At 59.7% G+C, this 15,952-nt stretch carries 13 protein-coding genes; 4 read left to right on the forward strand and 9 right to left on the reverse strand.

Annotation, left to right across the window (positions count from 1 at the left end; translation table 11 throughout):
• Positions 1 to 5: 5 nt before the first annotated feature.
• Positions 6 to 1,238, reverse strand: a complete 1,233-nt coding sequence (locus ACWNRM_RS07640; RefSeq protein ID WP_485170252.1) for an MFS transporter — start codon at positions 1,236 to 1,238, stop codon at positions 6 to 8.
• Positions 1,239 to 1,593: 355 nt separating this feature from the next.
• Here ACWNRM_RS07640 and ACWNRM_RS07645 point away from each other — a divergent pair, with 355 nt between their 5' ends.
• On the forward strand, positions 1,594 to 1,872 hold the full coding sequence (locus ACWNRM_RS07645; RefSeq protein WP_485170253.1) for a hypothetical protein: 279 nt from the start codon (positions 1,594 to 1,596) through the stop codon (positions 1,870 to 1,872).
• Between the two features lie 114 nt (positions 1,873 to 1,986).
• On the opposite strand, the gene ACWNRM_RS07650 is transcribed toward ACWNRM_RS07645, so the two are convergent.
• From ACWNRM_RS07650 to ACWNRM_RS07680, 7 genes are all read right to left on the reverse strand, one after another.
• Positions 1,987 to 3,315, reverse strand: a complete 1,329-nt coding sequence (locus ACWNRM_RS07650; RefSeq protein ID WP_485170254.1) for a lipopolysaccharide biosynthesis protein — start codon at positions 3,313 to 3,315, stop codon at positions 1,987 to 1,989.
• Between the two features lie 14 nt (positions 3,316 to 3,329).
• The gene (locus ACWNRM_RS07655) at positions 3,330 to 4,517 is read right to left on the reverse strand and encodes a glycosyltransferase (protein ID WP_485170255.1); all 1,188 of its coding nucleotides are present in this window, start codon (positions 4,515 to 4,517) and stop codon (positions 3,330 to 3,332) included.
• A gap of 340 nt (positions 4,518 to 4,857) precedes the next feature.
• Entirely contained in the window at positions 4,858 to 5,172 is a 315-nt protein-coding gene (locus ACWNRM_RS07660; protein ID WP_485170341.1) for a hypothetical protein, read from the reverse strand.
• 123 nt (positions 5,173 to 5,295) lie between these two features.
• Entirely contained in the window at positions 5,296 to 7,167 is a 1,872-nt protein-coding gene (locus tag ACWNRM_RS07665; protein ID WP_485170256.1) for a potassium transporter Kup, read from the reverse strand.
• A 28-nt stretch (positions 7,168 to 7,195) separates the two neighbouring features.
• A complete protein-coding gene (locus tag ACWNRM_RS07670) occupies positions 7,196 to 7,411 on the reverse strand; it encodes a hypothetical protein (RefSeq protein WP_485170257.1) in 216 nt (71 codons plus the stop codon).
• 193 nt (positions 7,412 to 7,604) lie between these two features.
• Positions 7,605 to 9,035: a helicase HerA domain-containing protein gene (locus ACWNRM_RS07675; RefSeq protein ID WP_485170258.1), complete on the reverse strand. Its 1,431-nt coding sequence runs from the start codon at positions 9,033 to 9,035 to the stop codon at positions 7,605 to 7,607.
• Positions 9,036 to 9,135: 100 nt separating this feature from the next.
• Positions 9,136 to 10,416 (reverse strand): TIGR03862 family flavoprotein, encoded by a 1,281-nt coding sequence (locus ACWNRM_RS07680; protein ID WP_485172187.1) that lies wholly within the window; start codon positions 10,414 to 10,416, stop codon positions 9,136 to 9,138.
• Between the two features lie 180 nt (positions 10,417 to 10,596).
• Between ACWNRM_RS07680 and ACWNRM_RS07685 the strand changes: the two genes are divergently transcribed.
• From ACWNRM_RS07685 to ACWNRM_RS07695, 3 genes are read left to right on the forward strand one after another with little or no spacing between them, the layout of a single operon-like run.
• Complete coding sequence (locus ACWNRM_RS07685) at positions 10,597 to 11,070, forward strand: mannitol dehydrogenase family protein (RefSeq protein ID WP_485170260.1); 474 nt, start codon at positions 10,597 to 10,599, stop codon at positions 11,068 to 11,070.
• Between the two features lie 52 nt (positions 11,071 to 11,122).
• Positions 11,123 to 12,082, forward strand: a complete 960-nt coding sequence (locus ACWNRM_RS07690) for a mannitol dehydrogenase family protein (RefSeq protein ID WP_485170342.1) — start codon at positions 11,123 to 11,125, stop codon at positions 12,080 to 12,082.
• Between the two features lie 48 nt (positions 12,083 to 12,130).
• Positions 12,131 to 13,279, forward strand: a complete 1,149-nt coding sequence (locus tag ACWNRM_RS07695) for a redoxin family protein (protein WP_485170261.1) — start codon at positions 12,131 to 12,133, stop codon at positions 13,277 to 13,279.
• A gap of 66 nt (positions 13,280 to 13,345) precedes the next feature.
• Here ACWNRM_RS07695 and ACWNRM_RS07700 read toward each other — a convergent pair whose 3' ends face one another.
• The gene (locus ACWNRM_RS07700; RefSeq protein WP_485170262.1) at positions 13,346 to 15,673 is read right to left on the reverse strand and encodes a TonB-dependent receptor; all 2,328 of its coding nucleotides are present in this window, start codon (positions 15,671 to 15,673) and stop codon (positions 13,346 to 13,348) included.
• Positions 15,674 to 15,952: the final 279 nt, after the last annotated feature.

The following is a 15,952-nucleotide window of genomic DNA, read 5'->3' on the forward strand; positions in this document are numbered from 1 at the left end:
GTTCCTCAGGCTGCCACGGCAGCACGTACGCCCTGTTCATCCGGGTCACGTGTTTCGGGCATGAGCGTCAGGAAAAATACCAGCGCCAATACAGCAATGACCGTGAGCGAGAGAAAGCCGGCGTGATAACCTTCGAGCTGCACGATGTATCCGCCAATCAGATTGCTCAGCCCACCACCGATGCCGACGCTCAGCGCCACCATGCCCTGCAGGAAGTTGAACCGCCCCGTTCCATGCGTCAGATCAGCCGCGATGATGATGGCAATCACGCCGAAGATCCCGGCCGCGATACCATCCAGCACCTGAATGGCAATGATGGCCCCCGGCGCGTCGAACCACGTGAACAGCAAGCCGCGTATCGGCAGGATGGCATAAGCGAGCAGGAAGATGGGCTTGCGCCCGATGCCTCGTGCCATTGCGCGCCCAACGCCCCAGGCCACGAGCATCATCACGAACTGAGCGACGATCACGCACGCGCTCAACGTAACCGTTTCGGAACCCGGGTGACTTTTGGCCATGACCTGACCGGCAAAAGGCAGCATGGCGGCATTGCCCAGGTGGAACAACACGATGGAGCAAAGAAACACCCAGACGGGACGCTGGCTTATGAGAGAGCCGATAGCGACAGGCGGTTCGTTTGAGTCATCCTCGCTGCCACGTGCGACCTTCTGGTCAATCTCACCCGGTCGTATGAGCAGAAGCGCCAGAGCACTGGCCAGAGCAGAGCCGCAAACCAGATAGAAAATCCAGTTCAATCCCCAGTATTGTCCGCAGAGCCCCGCAAGTGCAGCTGAGGCGAAGGAACCGAAATGGTTGATACCCTGGTTGCGACTGATACGACCGGGCAAGCGGCGACGCCCCACAAGCCCCAGTGAAATGGCCGCAAGCGCCGGCGGTATGACCGCGGCAGCCGCTCCCATCATGATCTGCGCTGCCAGAACAGGGGCCATGCCGGGTACTGCAATGATCAGGATGCAGCTCAGGGCCGTTATCACCGCAGAGATTGCCACGAGAGCGCGTTTATAGCGGATCGAGTCCACCATCAGCCCCGCAGGAATCTGGCAAAGCGCCGTGGCGAGCCCTGTCATGGCCATGGCAACGCCAATCGGCCCCGCCTGCCAGTGTCGTGCACTGGCGAGATAGACGGTCAGGTATGGACCGACACCGTCCTGCACATCGGCCAGAAAAAAGTTGGTTGCATCCAACCCGGCCCGACTGCTGGCCGAAGGACCCCGCATCGACCCGGCCTCTGCCGGCGCCCTGTCCGCCTGTGCCTCTTTCACGTCTTCACTACCACCATAATTATATTAATAAAAGAATTGATCGACCAATTACTTTGGTCGGGCCATTATATTATCGCCCTTGACCTGCCAAGCGCTTGAGAGAGACAGTCATGGTCCTTCACGCGACACTGCCTTTCTCCAGCAGCTTGATCGGCAGTAACGGGTGATCTCTGCATGGCTGTCAGATTATCGCGAAGGAGAAACATCTTGCGTGAACGGTCGCCCCTGCGAGATGTTCCGAACATCCGCTGGCAAGTTTCCCGACCGCTGCTGACGCCCCGGATAGAACGCATGAAAGCAGGAGAAAATCGTGCAATTTACCATCGCGAGATCGCGCCCCGATCTGCACGCAATACGGCTGCTCTCCTGGTTGATGTGCCTTGCCTTTATGTCGGTCGGGCTGATGCGCTGCTTCTGGCCTTCGCATGTCGGATTATTCGTCTTCCCCGATCATCACTGGGCATTCGGCATCGTGCGCGATATCGAAGAGGGACACGAATATGGCGGCGCGTCGATCACCCCTGCGTGCCTTGGCATCGCTGCTCTGCTGTTTCTGGCACTGGACCGGTCGGGGGAAGACTGTCGATAGCGGTTGGGGATATAAGACACTCAACCGTATACGTGGCCGCATCATGCTCCAACGTTCCGAAGCCCCCTCAGTAAACCCGTCACGAATCTACCGAGCGCTTGGGTAACGGCTCCCTCAGACCACGCCGTAACGTTCAGCCCAGCGCGGGGAGATCCAGCGCGCCGCAAGGAACAGGCAGAGAGCAAAAATCATCACTGAGCACGCTACGCTGGCCAGAGCCGCCCCTGTCACACCGATGACTGACATGAGGCCCGCCAGCACGACAAAATAGAGCACCATGACGGCAAGCCGATATTTCAGGATGATCGCAAGCCGCCCCATAACGGTCAGCAATGTCTCGAGCGGAATGATGCACACCTCAAGCAGGGCGCTGCATACCATGAGAAGAATGATGAGGCGCTCATGGGCAAAACTGTCATGCAGCATGAGATGCAGGATCGCCTTGCCCCCGAACAGCGCCACAAGCACTGCCAGTATCGAAAACCCGATAATCACCAGTGCCAGGCGTCGCGTGACATGGCGCAAGGCCTGCCAGTTCTGGCTATCGCGAAACCGCACGAATTCCGGGTACAGGCTCGGAATCATCATCTGAGCCGGTTTGGCAAGACCATCGCATATCTGCTTGGTCACGCGATAAATCGCGACATCACGCGCACCGAGCACGGCGCCGATGATGAGCGTACCACCCTGTCGGAACACAGCATCAAGGATCTGATTGACGCTGACCCTGATGGTAAACCCCCAGATACCAATAATATCGGCGGCACAGAAAAGACAGGAGAAGAACCCGATATCCCGCCCCATATGACGGCGCAGAAGGATAAACCCACCAAGGCTCGTCACGACAAACAGGGCAGCCTGATGCAGGAACCAGACGAACAGGAAGAACTCCAGCGAGGCATGAAGCAGATAGCCGATCAGATAACCAATCGTACGAACACAGGTCGAAACGAAATCGAACAGGGCTGCCAGCCCGAAACGGTTGCTCAGCCGGATCAGCCCCGTGGACCACCCCGTATTCATGAAGGCGACCGTGAGCATCATCCATGAGGCATCACGCTTGACCGCGTCCGACCAGCCCAGAAAATGCGTGCCCGCCACGGCAATCACAATCAGACCGCCAAGCAGCCCCGCGAGACCGCTGAGCATGTCCGAGCGCATGCAATAGCCCAGTATGGGCATGAAACGCCTGCGATCCCGTGCCTCATATGACGCAGCGCCATAATGCAGCAGCGTTTGCCATGACTGAAGGTGCGTCATGTCTGAAACGAGCATGACGAAGGTGGTGATCAAAAGCAGCACACCAAAGGTTTTCAGGCCCAGCGTGTGCGCAGCCCATGCCACATAGGCAAAACTGCACAGCGCATTGATGATGCGGCTGGAAACCAGAAAGCCAGTATTGCTGAAAATACGGTGTAGCGCCGAGCGTTGTTCAGAACCCATGATCAGGCAACAGATTACGCGCGGACCGTTTTGTCAAAGCCCTGCCCTGCCAGCCCCGGACTGATCGTCTGTCGCGGCTGCATGAGCGCAAGGAAAAGCCGCCCTCCATGCGAGACATGAAAGCGATCCACCAGAGGGGTCAGGTCCGCGGGCTGGGTCGGTGCCTCGTCCAGCACATCGGCCAGAGCGTTGGCCAGAGCCCCTTCGTCACGGGTGGGTACGATCCGCCCCGCAGAACGGCTCGTGATGAATGTGCTCACCGCGGGGGAGCAGTCTGTCGCGACAACCTGACGTCCGGCAGCCAGAGCCTCGATCAGCACCGCACCAAAGCTCTCGCAATGGGACGTCAGGGCAAAAACCCGCGATTCCGTAAGGGCTTCCCGTATGGAGGGCACATAGCCGCAAAGCGATACCCGGCCTGACAGGTCGAGTTGCTCAATGAGGGCTTCCAGCTCGGCGCGCGCTTCGCCCTCGCCGCAGATCACGAGCTTTGCCTGAGGGTGGCGCACGAGCACGAGGCAAAAAGCCCGTATCAGGCCGTCAAATCCCTTGATGGCGGTAAGACGTCCGGCCGCCAGAATGGTCTTGCTGTCAGTCGGCACCGGTGCCGGGGGTGCCTCATCCCACAGCGCCGGAAGCGGGACCACATCGACCGGTGTTCCTCTCAGGATTTCACGCGTCTGCTGCGCCAGATCATGACTGAGCGTTGTGACCCGATCAGCGTAGCGTAACAGGGTACGCATGCGACGGTCGTAGCGCGACTGTGCCGCAGGAGAGCGGCCTTCGCGACAGACAGGCGAACTGACCTGCGCCAGAATGAACGGACGCTTTTCGCGCGTCAGTGTCGCCAACAGGGGCACGACCGGCCAATGGCTGTTCCCCGGTATGTAGACGGCATCGAAAGCAAAGCCGGCCGCACGATATCGGGCTCGCCATGCGAGCATCCAGACCAGAGCCGTATCATTCAGCCGTGCGGTGATGGCGAAATCCACGATCGCCACATCCCTCGAAACGAGCGCGCGCAACGGTCCGGTCCCCCGCCCGGCCATGATGACAACCTCCAGGCCGCAGGAGGCCCAGAAATTGGCAAGGCCGATGGCCACGCGCTCACTACCGCCGAGACGGAAATCACGCAGGACAATGCCGATACGCGAAAGAGGCTGCTGTGCCGCAGGGGGGCGAAAAGGCAGTGTGACAGACATGACGGGCGTGCTGATCCGCGAAACTGGGATATTGGAGCCTGATTGTCATAGTTTGACACAAGATACAATGCGTTACTTTGAGGTTACCGATTAATTAGCGTTTGTCGCCAGACGCAGTAGATGTGCCCATAAAAAACCCCGGCAGCACATCAGGAAATGATGCTTTGCCGGGGCTTCGGATTTTGTGTTGTTCAGCCCCTCCGCCCGGGACACCGAAATGCGCCCAAGCGGTACGAGCGCTCGCGCACCAGTCGGCGCTTCGGTTGATGACGCGCAACCAATGAAAGCACCAGCTCGATGACGAGAGGCCTTTCATCAGCCGGGTTTGCTGAAGACAGCTTCAGTTCTTCGACGGCGGGGCGTCGGACGGAGCGGATTTTCCCGGCTGCGTCGAATGTTCGACGTCGTAAGCCGTGGCCTTTTCCTCATAGCTGCCCTTGGCGCCCGGATGCTCCTTGTCATAAGCCGCTGCCTTCTCCTTGGCTTCCTTGCGGTACTCATGACGGCGATACATTCCCGTTGCGCATCCGCCCACGGCACCAAGCACACCATGATTGACCAGATGGCCGCCCACGGCGCCCGCTGCGCCATATTTCAGGCAGCCGCCCGGCTCAGCCATGGCCTGCGGGAGCGTGATGACGAGACTTGCTGCCATGAACGTGCAGCCAAGGAGATGACGCATGATACTATTCCTTCCAGTCTGGCCCTGTCGCACTGCTGAAACCGGGCAAGGTGAGCGTAACGCCCTTCATTGCTGAAGGGTCGCAAACATGTCAGGTCAGATCTCGACCTGATGGCCAATCTCGATCAATCGTTCGCGTGGCAAAGTAAAGCGGTCAGAGGCCCGCACAGCGTTGCGGTAGAGAAAGCCGAAAAGGATACGACGCGGCGAGACCATCTTGGGCGTCTTGAGATCAGGCACCACATCATCATCGCCCGCAAAGAAAACGACCTTCTCCAGATCGAGAGCGCACCCGGCCTCCTTCGCCTGACCGAGCACATAGTAGAGGTTCGGTATCTCCACAAAACCAAAGCTGACGTTCACGGTCCATATCCCGTGACCAACATCCTTGACCGACATGCGTTCATCGGCTGGCACACGGGGCACTGTATCGAATTTCACATTCAAAATGACGACATGCTCGGGCAGGCAATGGAAGTCGGCAACGTGGCGCATCACGATGGGTGGCAGAGCCGTCTCATAGCGCGAGAGGAATACGGCTGCGCCGGGTGTGCGGATCAGTTCTCCGTCGCGCAGCTTCTGCAACACCTTGTCCGAACGCTCACCCAAGGGAGCAAGGCCAGCGCGCAGGAGGGTAATACCGCGACGCCACGTGGTCATGATCACATAGATGATCAGCCCGATAAGCAATGGCACATAGCCGCCCTTGTCGATCTTGAGCAGATTGGCAACGAAAAACGCAATGTCAATCACCGCAAAGCACAGTGCGATCGGTACAGCCTTCCAGAGGGGCCATGACCAGCGTTCGCGCATGACATCGAAAATGAGCAGGGTTGTCATGAGCATGGTGGTGGACACTGCCGTGCCATAGGCGCCGGACAAGGCGTCCGAACTCTTGAAGCTCAAGGCGATCAGCAGTGTGACGATCATCAGCGCCCAGTTCACGACGGACACATAGATCTGCCCGTACTCCTCATCCGAAGTCTGGCGAATGTTCAGGCTTGGAAACCAGCCAAGCTGCATGGCCTGACGCGTGAGCGTGAAGGCGCCGGTGATGATAGCCTGACTGGCGATGATCGTGGCAAAGGTCGCCAGAATCACCATGGGCAGCACAAGGCCATGCGGCATAGCCGCAAAGAAGGGATTATCCTTTACCTGCGGGTGGCTGACCAGAAAAGCTGTCTGACCAGCATAGCTCAGCACCAGCATGGGCAGCACAATCACCGCAAGGGCAAGGCGTACGCTGGGCCGGCCCACATGGCTCATATCGGCATAGAGCGCTTCAGCACCCGTTACCGAGAGAAAAACTGCCCCAAGAATGATCAGGCTATTCGCACCGTGCTCATACAGAAACCGCAGACCGTAAAGCGGGTTGAGCCCCACCAGTACGGAGGGATCATGCAGCAGGGAGAAGAGGCCAATCCCACCAAGGGCCAGAAACCAGACCAGCATGATCGGGCCGAACACGGCACTGATACGCGCTGTCCCCAGTGGTTGTATGGCGAAGATGCCAAAAAGGATGACGGTGGCGATGGGCAGGATGTAAGGCTGGAGCGATTTCGTGACAACGCCAATGCCCTCAATGGCGCTGAGTACCGAAATGGCCGGGGTAATGGCGCCATCACCATAAAGCAGCGCCGCACCGAACAGTCCGGCCGCTGCGAGCAGTGTACCGCGTGCGTACCAATGTTTGCCGAACGAGCCGCCTACGAGCGAGAACAGGGCAAGGATACCGCCCTCCCCCCGGTTATCCGCCCCCATGACCACGGTCGCATATTTGACGGCAACCACCATGATCATCGTCCAGACAAGCAGGGAAAACCCTCCGAGCAGGGTGACCCGGTCGGTGGAGCCTGTGTCGTTCAGGACGGTCTGGAGGGTGTAGAGTGGGCTGGTGCCGATATCACCAAAAACGATACCAAGGGCTGCCAGTGCGCCTGGCAGCACCTTTCTGTGTTCTTCGGCCATACGGCTCCCCGTGCAAGAGACCCCGCGATCACTCGTGGCGAGGCGCGTCGGGATCCAGAAGTTTGACGTCGATGATCATCGCACCCGAGAAATACATGGGTTTGACGAGATGCTTGATGATGTAGTGCCCGTCGCCCCCCTGGATATGCACCGGCACGGTAATGTCGTAGCCAGAGAGACGGCCGTCGTAGGTTGCATCCGCACCATTAAGCGCTACGAGGGCGATCAGTTCATCGTTTGTCATAATTTTATCCAGAACCTTTCAGGACCGGTTACAAATCGCGTTCTCCACTCAAACGACACCATACACTGCACGGTTGCAGCGCGCGTCTGCTGAGGCAGGATACGATTTTGTTATCCAACGCAGGACGCCCCCCTCGCATTGTGACACCAGCATTCCGCCACACCCGGTGGGGCGGTGTCCGGCTGTTACACCTTCAGCCGGTCTGCCAGCCATGCCCGATGAAAGCGATGCGACGCCCCGCAGGCATGTCCTGCACCACGATGATCTGGCGTTCCTCCAGATAGGCAAGCTGCCGACGCGCCCTGCCGAGCGAATGTGTGCCATAGGCCTCGGCTATGGCCTCATCACCGGGGCACGGCGACCCGTCCAGTGCGGCACGTGCGAGGAGAAGCACGACACCCTGCACATCTTCAGGCACGGCCCGGGCTATATCGAGCGCCTGCTGCCAAGTCTCTTCCTGCGCCTGCTCGAAGCTTGCCCCGGAGCGCACGCTGGCAAGCAGCAGGCGAAAGGCGCCAAGATCCAGCACATTGCGATTGAGCCGCTCGATGCGGGCGCGCAGCTGGAAATCCTGATAGAGCGTGGCCAGCGGGCGATAGGCCGAATCTGTCTCGGCAATCACGGCCTCGACCAGACGCCAGAGCAGTTCTGGCGCAGCTTCGATTTCCGGCGCGACCTCCTCGACCGGCGCAGCGGCGGAATAGGCGTCAAGCTGCGCCAAGAGATCGGGCGCCGGCGTACGCCGCTCACGCGGGCGGGGCGTCGCTTCCACAACAGGTTCGAGAATAAGGCTGTAATTATCCTCGGCGGGGCGTGCCTCGAACGGGGTCAGGACCGGCCCTGTTGCGTGACTGGCCGTCTCGACCGTGCCGATCGTGACCATGAGCGGCCTGCGGCTCAGCGCCGGGCCAAGCGCCATGAACTGGCCGCGCGCCAGATCACGGAACCCCTCCGCCGTACGGCGCTCCATCCCCAGAAGATCGGCCGCGCGAAGCATGTCGATATCGAGGAAGGTGCGGCCCATAAGGAAATTGGAGGCCTCAGCCGCCACGTTCTTGGCGAGCTTCGCCAGACGCTGCGTCGCGATCACCCCGGCCAGACCACGCTTTCGCCCACGACACATGAGGTTGGTCATTGCCCCAAGGGACAGACGTCGCGCCTCATCGGAGGTGTCACCACTCGCGACGGGCGCGAAAAGCTGCGCCTCATCCACGACCACCAGCACCGGATACCAGTGCGCGCGTGGCGCCTCGAACATGCCGTTGAGGAACGACCCTGCCGCCCGAAGCTGCATTTCTGCCTCGACCGATTCCAGATTGAGCACAACCGATGCCCTGTGGGCACGCGCGCGCTCACCGGCAGCGCGGAGTGTGGCCTCTGTCTGTTCCGATGCATCAATCACGAGGTGGCCGTATTTATCGGCCAGTGTCACGAAATCACCCTCGGGATCGACGATGACCTGCTGGACAAGCGTTGCCGTCTGTTCAAGCAGGCGACGCAGCAGATGCGACTTTCCCGAACCCGAATTGCCCTGCACCAACAGGCGGGTTGCGAGAAGTTCAGTCAGGTCCAGCTGGACATCCGCGCCGTCGCGGCCACGACCCATGGTAATCGATACGCTCATGGGGGTCTCCCTAGCGCAACTTGCCTCTAAAGTCAGCCATTCGCCGAGGCATGAGAGCTGGTTTTACCCTTCGCTTGGGGCTTAAAAATTTGCGCTGACTCTAGGGCCCCGCCTCCAGCCACGACAGTACCCCCTCGCCTGCCGCCCGACCGGTGGCGAAACAGGCCTGGAGCAGATAGCCGCCCGTTGGCGCTTCCCAGTCCAGCATCTCTCCTGCCACGAACACGCCTGGCCGCGCCATGAGCATCAGCGCCTGGTTCACGGCATCGCGCCGCACACCGCCCGATGTGGAAATAGCCCGGTCAAGGGCATCTGTGCCGCTCAGCCCTAGCGGGCAGGATTTGATCAGCGCGGCCAGCCCGTCAGCGGCCCCTTTCCCCTGATTTTCATCGCAGGACCCTGCGGGTTGCACCCTCCCCTCAAACGCCTCGCGCAGCAGCCAGCGGGCGGGTGCGGAAAGGCCAAGGCGACGCAGCCTGTTCGCCTGGCTCTCCCGCGCACGGAATTTGTCCAGACGCTGGGCGAGTGCGTCACGGGTCAGGCCGGGGCGGAAATCGATCCTGATGTCGAGCGGCGCCCTCTCCGCCAGCGCGTCGCGCCATGCCGCCGACACGCGATAGACGGGCGCTCCCTCGATGCCGCGCTGCGTGATGGTCACATCACCCCGTGCCTGCACGCCCGCCCCACTGATGACGACCGAATGGAGCACCTCACCGTGAAAGCGCTCGTGAAAGGCCGCAGGACAGCACGTCTGAAAGCCGCAATTGGCTGGCTGGAGCGGAGCAACGCTCTCGGGGGGCAGGTACTCGACCCATCCGCCATCACTCCCCAGGCGAGACCATGATGCACCACCGAGCGCCAGAACGACAGCGTCCGGGCAGGCGCTGGCCACGCCCTCTGGTGTCGAAAATAGCAGCTGTCCCTGTGCGTCCCATCCGGTCCAGCGGTAGCGCAGAGCAAGCCGCACGTTCTGCGCTGCCAGACGCCCGAGCCACGCCCGCAAGAGCGGTGAGGCCTTCATGGCATGAGGAAAAACGCGACCGCTGCTGCCCGTAAAACAGCTTTGCCCCAGCCCGTCGGCCCAGTCGCGCAGCGCCTGCGGAGGAAAGCGCTCAATGAACGGCGTCAGCCATGCCTCGGCTTCACCATAGCGCGTCCGGAACAGGGAGAGATCTTCGGCATGGGTGAGGTTCAGCCCACTGCGCCCGGCCATCAGGAACTTACGGGCGGGGCTTGGCATATGGTCATAGACCACCACATCGTGCCCGGCCGCCGAAATCCGCTCGGCGGCGGCAAGTCCGGCCGGGCCCGCGCCAATTACGGCAATCGTTTTCCTGTTCGTCATCGGGGCGGTGTAATCCTCCTCACCAAATAGTGCCATAGACAGTCCGTTTTATCGCTTGAGGGATATAGGGGAACCGCCACATCATCCGGCGCGCTGCACTACAGATTGCGTGGCCGAACGAGGCCATGCCCGGACTGTTCCGGCATTTTTCCATCCGGGGCAGGACGACCCCGACGCCATTGTCGTGATCGCGTAAGATCACACCCAGGATAGCTCATGATTGCTCTTTCCACAGCAACTCTCCCGGCCCTGCCATCCAGTGTCGAGACTTTCTCCTATGACCGCGACGCCCTGACAGCCGGGATCGTGCATCTGAGCGTGGGCAATTTCCATCGCGCCCATCAGCTTTGGTACATGGACAAGCTTCTGCACGAGCCGGGCAACAGCCATTGGGCCTTCTGCGGCGTCGGGCTGATTGATGACGCCACCGAGCGCCTCAAGCTGGAGGCATTTCCGGCGCAGAACGACCTGTACACGCTGACCCGCTACGCCCCTGACGGAAAGACCCGCCATCAGGTGATCGGCAGCATGATCGCCTATCTTTTCGCCCCGGCTGACCCTGAGGCCGTTCTGGCCCGCATTGCCGATCCTGCAACGCGCATCGTCTCCATGACCATCACGGAAGGCGGCTATAATCAGGATCAAGCTACGGGCACCTACCGCCTGGAGGCCCCCCCTGACCCAACGTGAACTGGCGAACCCGGCCAAACCGGAATCGGCTTTCGGCTTCATTGTCGAAGGGCTGCGCCGTCGCCGTGAGGCGGGCATTGCGCCTTTCACCGTATTGTCCTGCGATAACCTGCGCGATAATGGCGTGGTAACGCGCCGGTCCGTTCTGGCCCATGCCAAGGCGCTTGACCCCGCTCTGGCAGCCTGGATCGCCCAGGAAGTCTCGTTCCCGAGTTCAATGGTCGATCGAATCACGCCAGCCGTGCTCAAGGAAGACGCCGAACGGGTCAATGCGGAATGTGGGGTGATCGACCAGCTGCCCGTGATCTCGGAAGAATTCGCGCAATGGGTCATTGAGGATCACTTCGTCAACGGGCGCCCCGAACTCGAAAAGGTCGGCGCGCAGCTTGTCCCTGACGTGCATCCCTACGAGCTGGCCAAGGTGCGTATGCTCAATGCCTCGCACTCCATGCTGGCCTATCCCGGCCAGCTTGCGGGGCTCGACACCGTGCGCGATGCGATCACCGATCCGGGCATTCATGCTCTTGTCGATCGTTTCATGACGCTGGACGTCATCCCGCATCTTACCGCGCCTGCCGGTATGTCCCTGCCCGATTATCGTGACCTGATCGTGGCCCGTTTCAGCAATCCGGCCGTGGGCGACAGGCTGGCTCGCATCACGGGTGACGGCGGCAGCAAATTGCCCGTCTTTCTCGCGCCGACATGGAACGTGCTGGTTGAAAAAGGGGCTGACATACAGCGCATCGCTTTCGTGTTGGCCTGCTTCATTCGCTACCTGCGCGGCCGCACCGATGCCGGCACGAGCTTTGCCCCGTTTGAACCCGCCATAAGTGACACCCAGCGCGAGCGCGCCCTGTCCTGGGAGAGCGTTTTCAGCATGACGGTGTTTGAAAGCTTCACCCTGAGCGAAGCGCATCGTAGCCTCATACGTGAAATGGCAGAGAGAATGGAACAGAAAGGAACCCCCGCCGTTCTCGCTGAACTTCTCGCAGCGATGGGTTCCGGCAACTGACCTGACAGGCCCCGGAAGCACGTTGCCCCTGCCCGAAAAGGCCCGTTCATGGCTCAGCGCGCTTCCGGTATTTTCCGGCCTCTCTCAACTCAGCCTGCGATTTCGCCGCCCAAAGCAGCCCGGTTCCGGTTCGGGTCGGTTCTGCCAGCTGTTCCCCACCTTGCAGGAATGCGTCTCGCCCTGGGCGGCCTGTGCTTCGCCTTGGCGTTTGAGGGGGCCATTACAGGAGCAAGAGCGGCCCCGCTCGACTCACTGAGTGGCGCCACCAACTGGCTGAACTCTGCGCCGCTCACGGCGCAGGCGCTCAAGGGCAAGGTGGTTCTGGTCGATTTCTGGACCTATTCCTGCATCAACTGCCTGCGCGAAATGCCTTATGTCGAGGCCTGGGCCAATAAGTACAAACCTTACGGGCTTGTCGTGATCGGCGTTCATGCGCCTGAATTCGCGTTCGAGAAAAACCTCGAAAACATCGAGAAAGCAGTCGCGCGCTTCCACATCACCTTCCCGGTAGCCGTCGATAACGACCGCGCCATCTGGAACGGCTTCAACAACGAGTACTGGCCTGCCGCCTATTTCGTTGAAGGGGATGGCAAGATACAGGCCCATCATTTCGGTGAAGGTGATTACGACCGCTCCGAACATCAGATACAGGCCATGCTGCGCGATAATGGCGCCAAGAACGTGCCAGATGACCTTGTTCATCCTGTGGGAACAGGCGAGCAATCCGAAGCCGATCTCTCTGCTATCGGCTCCCCCGAAACCTATATCGGTTATGAACGCGCCAGTCATTTCATCTCGACCGGGGGCGCCGTTCAGGACTCACCCAATGATTATGTCATCGAAAACAGCCCCGCCCTCAATGAATGGGGCCTGAGCGGGAACTGGACGATCGGGCCTGAAGCCGCCCGCCTCAACAAGCCGGGGGGTTCAATTACCTTTCGCTTCCATGCCCGTGACCTGCACCTTGTGCTCGGCCCGGCGAAAGACGGCAAACCCGTCAGGTTTCGTGTCACCCTTGATGGCCAGCCTCCGGGTGCCATGCACGGTACAGATTGCGATGCCGACGGCATGGGAACGGTGAGCGGCCAGCGTCTCTATCAGCTCATCCGCCAGGGTGAGAACAATGTAGGCGACCACCTGTTTCGCATCGAGTTTTTGTCACCCGGTGTCGAAGCATTCTCCTTCACCTTCGGCTGACCTGCAAAAAACGCCCCGCGCTTCGGCTGGGGCGTTTTCGATGGTTCTGTCTTGAGCGAGATCCGCTCAGAAACTGGTGGAGACCGTTCCTGTCATGGTGAAGCGCGCGGCCGTCATGAAGGAATTGCCGTAGCCGGTATAGGGCGCAAGGCTGCCGCTATAGACTGTGCTCGGATCCTTCGCGCTATAGATCGCACCCATGGCTCCCGTTCGCACAATCGAGCCCGTTACATTGGCGAAGTTCAGCTTGATGGTCGGCGACTGGGCGATACCGACTGGCTTGAAGCGATAGCCCAGTGAAATCGTGTTCGTGACGAAGCCGGGCATGCGCTGATCGCCCGCGACACTGACGGATTGCGGGCCCGTGTAATGGAGGCTCGCATTGCCAAAGAACCCGGCATATTTGTAGGTCAGACCGAAATTCGCGAGCACACGCGGCGCCATGATGGCCTGCGTACCCTTCGAGTTCAGCATGACATTTGTATAGGGGTCGAACACATTGCTGTCCTGAACAGCGTGGAGATATTCGACCGAGGCATAGGGGCTGAATCCGTGAATCGGGCGGCCCGAGATCATGAAATCGAAACCGCGCATATGCTGGTTACCGATCGAGAACGGCTTGAACTGGTTCATGCCCAGATACTGGTTCACGATACGGTTGGTGACATTGTAGTTGAAGAATGACGCATCAACGATGATGTGCTGATCATGATAGCGATAACCCAGCTCTTCCTTGATGGAATACTGGTTTTTCGGAATCGGTACGCTGGTATAGAGCCATCCCAGATCCACGGCGCTCGGCTGACGGTAATCCCCTTCTGCATTCAGGTAGATCTGGCTGTGCTCGTCGATGGTATAGCCAACAGAAAGCTGCGGCAAAGGGGCGGTCCGGTTATTAGACATGCGCCCGTACAGATCCTTGTTCCAGGTATTGGACATGACGAATTTGAACCCAGCCTGAATATCAAGCTTGTCGTTCAGATATTTGGCATGATCCTCGACAAACAGGCTGTGGATTTCCGTACCGGCATTCTGCTGATCGCCCGCGTCGATCCGATAGGCTGCCCAGTTGGGGCTCGGGGCAGCACCGTTATCCTGCGTGTAGCTGGTTGGGTAGGATTGCTGGGTGTAGTTGTTTTCGTACCAGTAGCCGAAGGACACATGGTTGTGGCGATCCACATCAATGCCGAGCTTTGCGGTCGCCCCGCGGCGCTCGGTCGCTCCCTGCAGGAAGTAGCTGGTCACGTTGCGGGTGGTGCCGTCATTCTGCGTCACGGTGCCACCTGGTGACGCATCCCAGCCCCGTCCAAGGTTGTAATAAGGCTGAAGATCGAAGGCGATGCGGCGCGTCAGGACAATATGGATCGGAGCAGAAAGATAGACCTGATTCCAGTAATCGGTATTGTTTTTCCAGTAGTTGATGTTGTTCGAATTCGCCGAGCGGCCGTAGCCTTCACCCGTATGCTTGTATTTGTAGAATTCCTGCTGGGTCGGATAATTGTCGATCGTGAAGTCTTCCCAGTTCCACGAGACAAAGGCCTTGGCGAACGAGCCATTCTTCCACTGCTTGTTCAGGCCGAAATCAACGTGACGGCGGTCATTGATACCCGCCCCCATCCAGCTGCGTGTGTGGGTGTTTGAAAACGAGACATAGCCGCGCACGCCGCTATGGCCGATCTCGCCGGTTTCCAGCCGGATGAACTCGCGCGACAGGTTGTTCGTGCCATAGGAAAAATCGACCAGACCGCCAAACTTCTTGTCAGGCGTATGGGTGGTCTCGTTCATCGTTCCGCTGGCCGCCGACATCACAGGCAACGCGGTCTCGGAACTGCCGGGCGTCAGCGAGACGGATTCGACGTTCTCGGTATCCACATTCTCGGTGATGTATTTGGCCGCCGCCGCGGGCGCGCCATCGACCAGAAGCGCCATATCGAGATCAGTCAGACCGCGTGTCTGGATCTGACCACCCTGCATGCCATAGGGATCGGGCGTGCTGATGCTGACGCTGGGAAGGTTCTGAATCAGATCGAGCGCCGTGCTCGATGGGTTACGCATGGAGATATATTCGTGATCGACGGTTTGCACGTTACGCGGCGCGTGCTCGATGCGCATCATGCCCCCACCGCCATTGAGGGCCTGGCGTGAGGTCGTGACCGATATCTGCTCCTCGCCCCTAGCCTCGACGGCCTTCTTGCGACCCGCGTGCGGCACGGGTGCCGTTGCTGTCTGGCCAGACCGGGCCACCATATGCTTCGGGCTACCATGACGCGGGGTCCCGGCTGAAGCCGGTGCACCGGCGGATGCAAAAGCAAGATTTTGCGACAGACAGGTGGCCGAGGCCAGGCAGATCGCCAGCCCGATTTTCAGTTTTCCACGACCCAAGACATACGCCATCGAGACCCTCATCCCAATTTCCGAAAGTTTTCCAATTGATTACTTAAAAGACATAAAGTTATGTCTCATGAGCCCTGATTGCAGTTTTATATCTGCACGCACACAAGCAGGTATACAAGACGAAATCAAGTCGTAATGTGTCGGATATGGAACGTTTCTGTTTGGGTCTGGTGCATATAGGCCACGCGGCCAGAGTGGCAAGCTGGATAAGCCAATACCTCCGAGTGGTGGCTTTGCCCAACTCGCGCCCACACGGAACACCGTCAAGAAGCGCCTCAA

The sequence above is a fragment of the Asaia sp. A2 genome, assembly GCF_057319415.1.

Excerpts from the sequence above, each read along its gene's own strand:
- ACWNRM_RS07670 (WP_485170257.1), bottom strand. The coding sequence starts at position 7,411 with ATGACAAACGATGAACTGATCGCCCTCGTAGCGCTTAATGGTGCGGAT.
- ACWNRM_RS07675 (WP_485170258.1), bottom strand. The coding sequence starts at position 9,035 with ATGAGCGTATCGATTACCATGGGTCGTGGCCGCGACGGCGCGGATGTC.
- ACWNRM_RS07655 (WP_485170255.1), bottom strand. The coding sequence starts at position 4,517 with ATGTCTGTCACACTGCCTTTTCGCCCCCCTGCGGCACAGCAGCCTCTT.
- ACWNRM_RS07680 (WP_485172187.1), bottom strand. The coding sequence starts at position 10,416 with ATGGCACTATTTGGTGAGGAGGATTACACCGCCCCGATGACGAACAGG.
- ACWNRM_RS07700 (WP_485170262.1), bottom strand. The coding sequence starts at position 15,673 with ATGGCGTATGTCTTGGGTCGTGGAAAACTGAAAATCGGGCTGGCGATC.
- ACWNRM_RS07640 (WP_485170252.1), bottom strand. The coding sequence starts at position 1,238 with ATGCGGGGTCCTTCGGCCAGCAGTCGGGCCGGGTTGGATGCAACCAAC.
- ACWNRM_RS07685 (WP_485170260.1), top strand. The coding sequence starts at position 10,597 with ATGATTGCTCTTTCCACAGCAACTCTCCCGGCCCTGCCATCCAGTGTC.
- ACWNRM_RS07650 (WP_485170254.1), bottom strand. The coding sequence starts at position 3,315 with ATGGGTTCTGAACAACGCTCGGCGCTACACCGTATTTTCAGCAATACT.
- ACWNRM_RS07660 (WP_485170341.1), bottom strand. The coding sequence starts at position 5,172 with ATGGCAGCAAGTCTCGTCATCACGCTCCCGCAGGCCATGGCTGAGCCG.
- ACWNRM_RS07695 (WP_485170261.1), top strand. The coding sequence starts at position 12,131 with ATGGCTCAGCGCGCTTCCGGTATTTTCCGGCCTCTCTCAACTCAGCCT.
- ACWNRM_RS07665 (WP_485170256.1), bottom strand. The coding sequence starts at position 7,167 with ATGGCCGAAGAACACAGAAAGGTGCTGCCAGGCGCACTGGCAGCCCTT.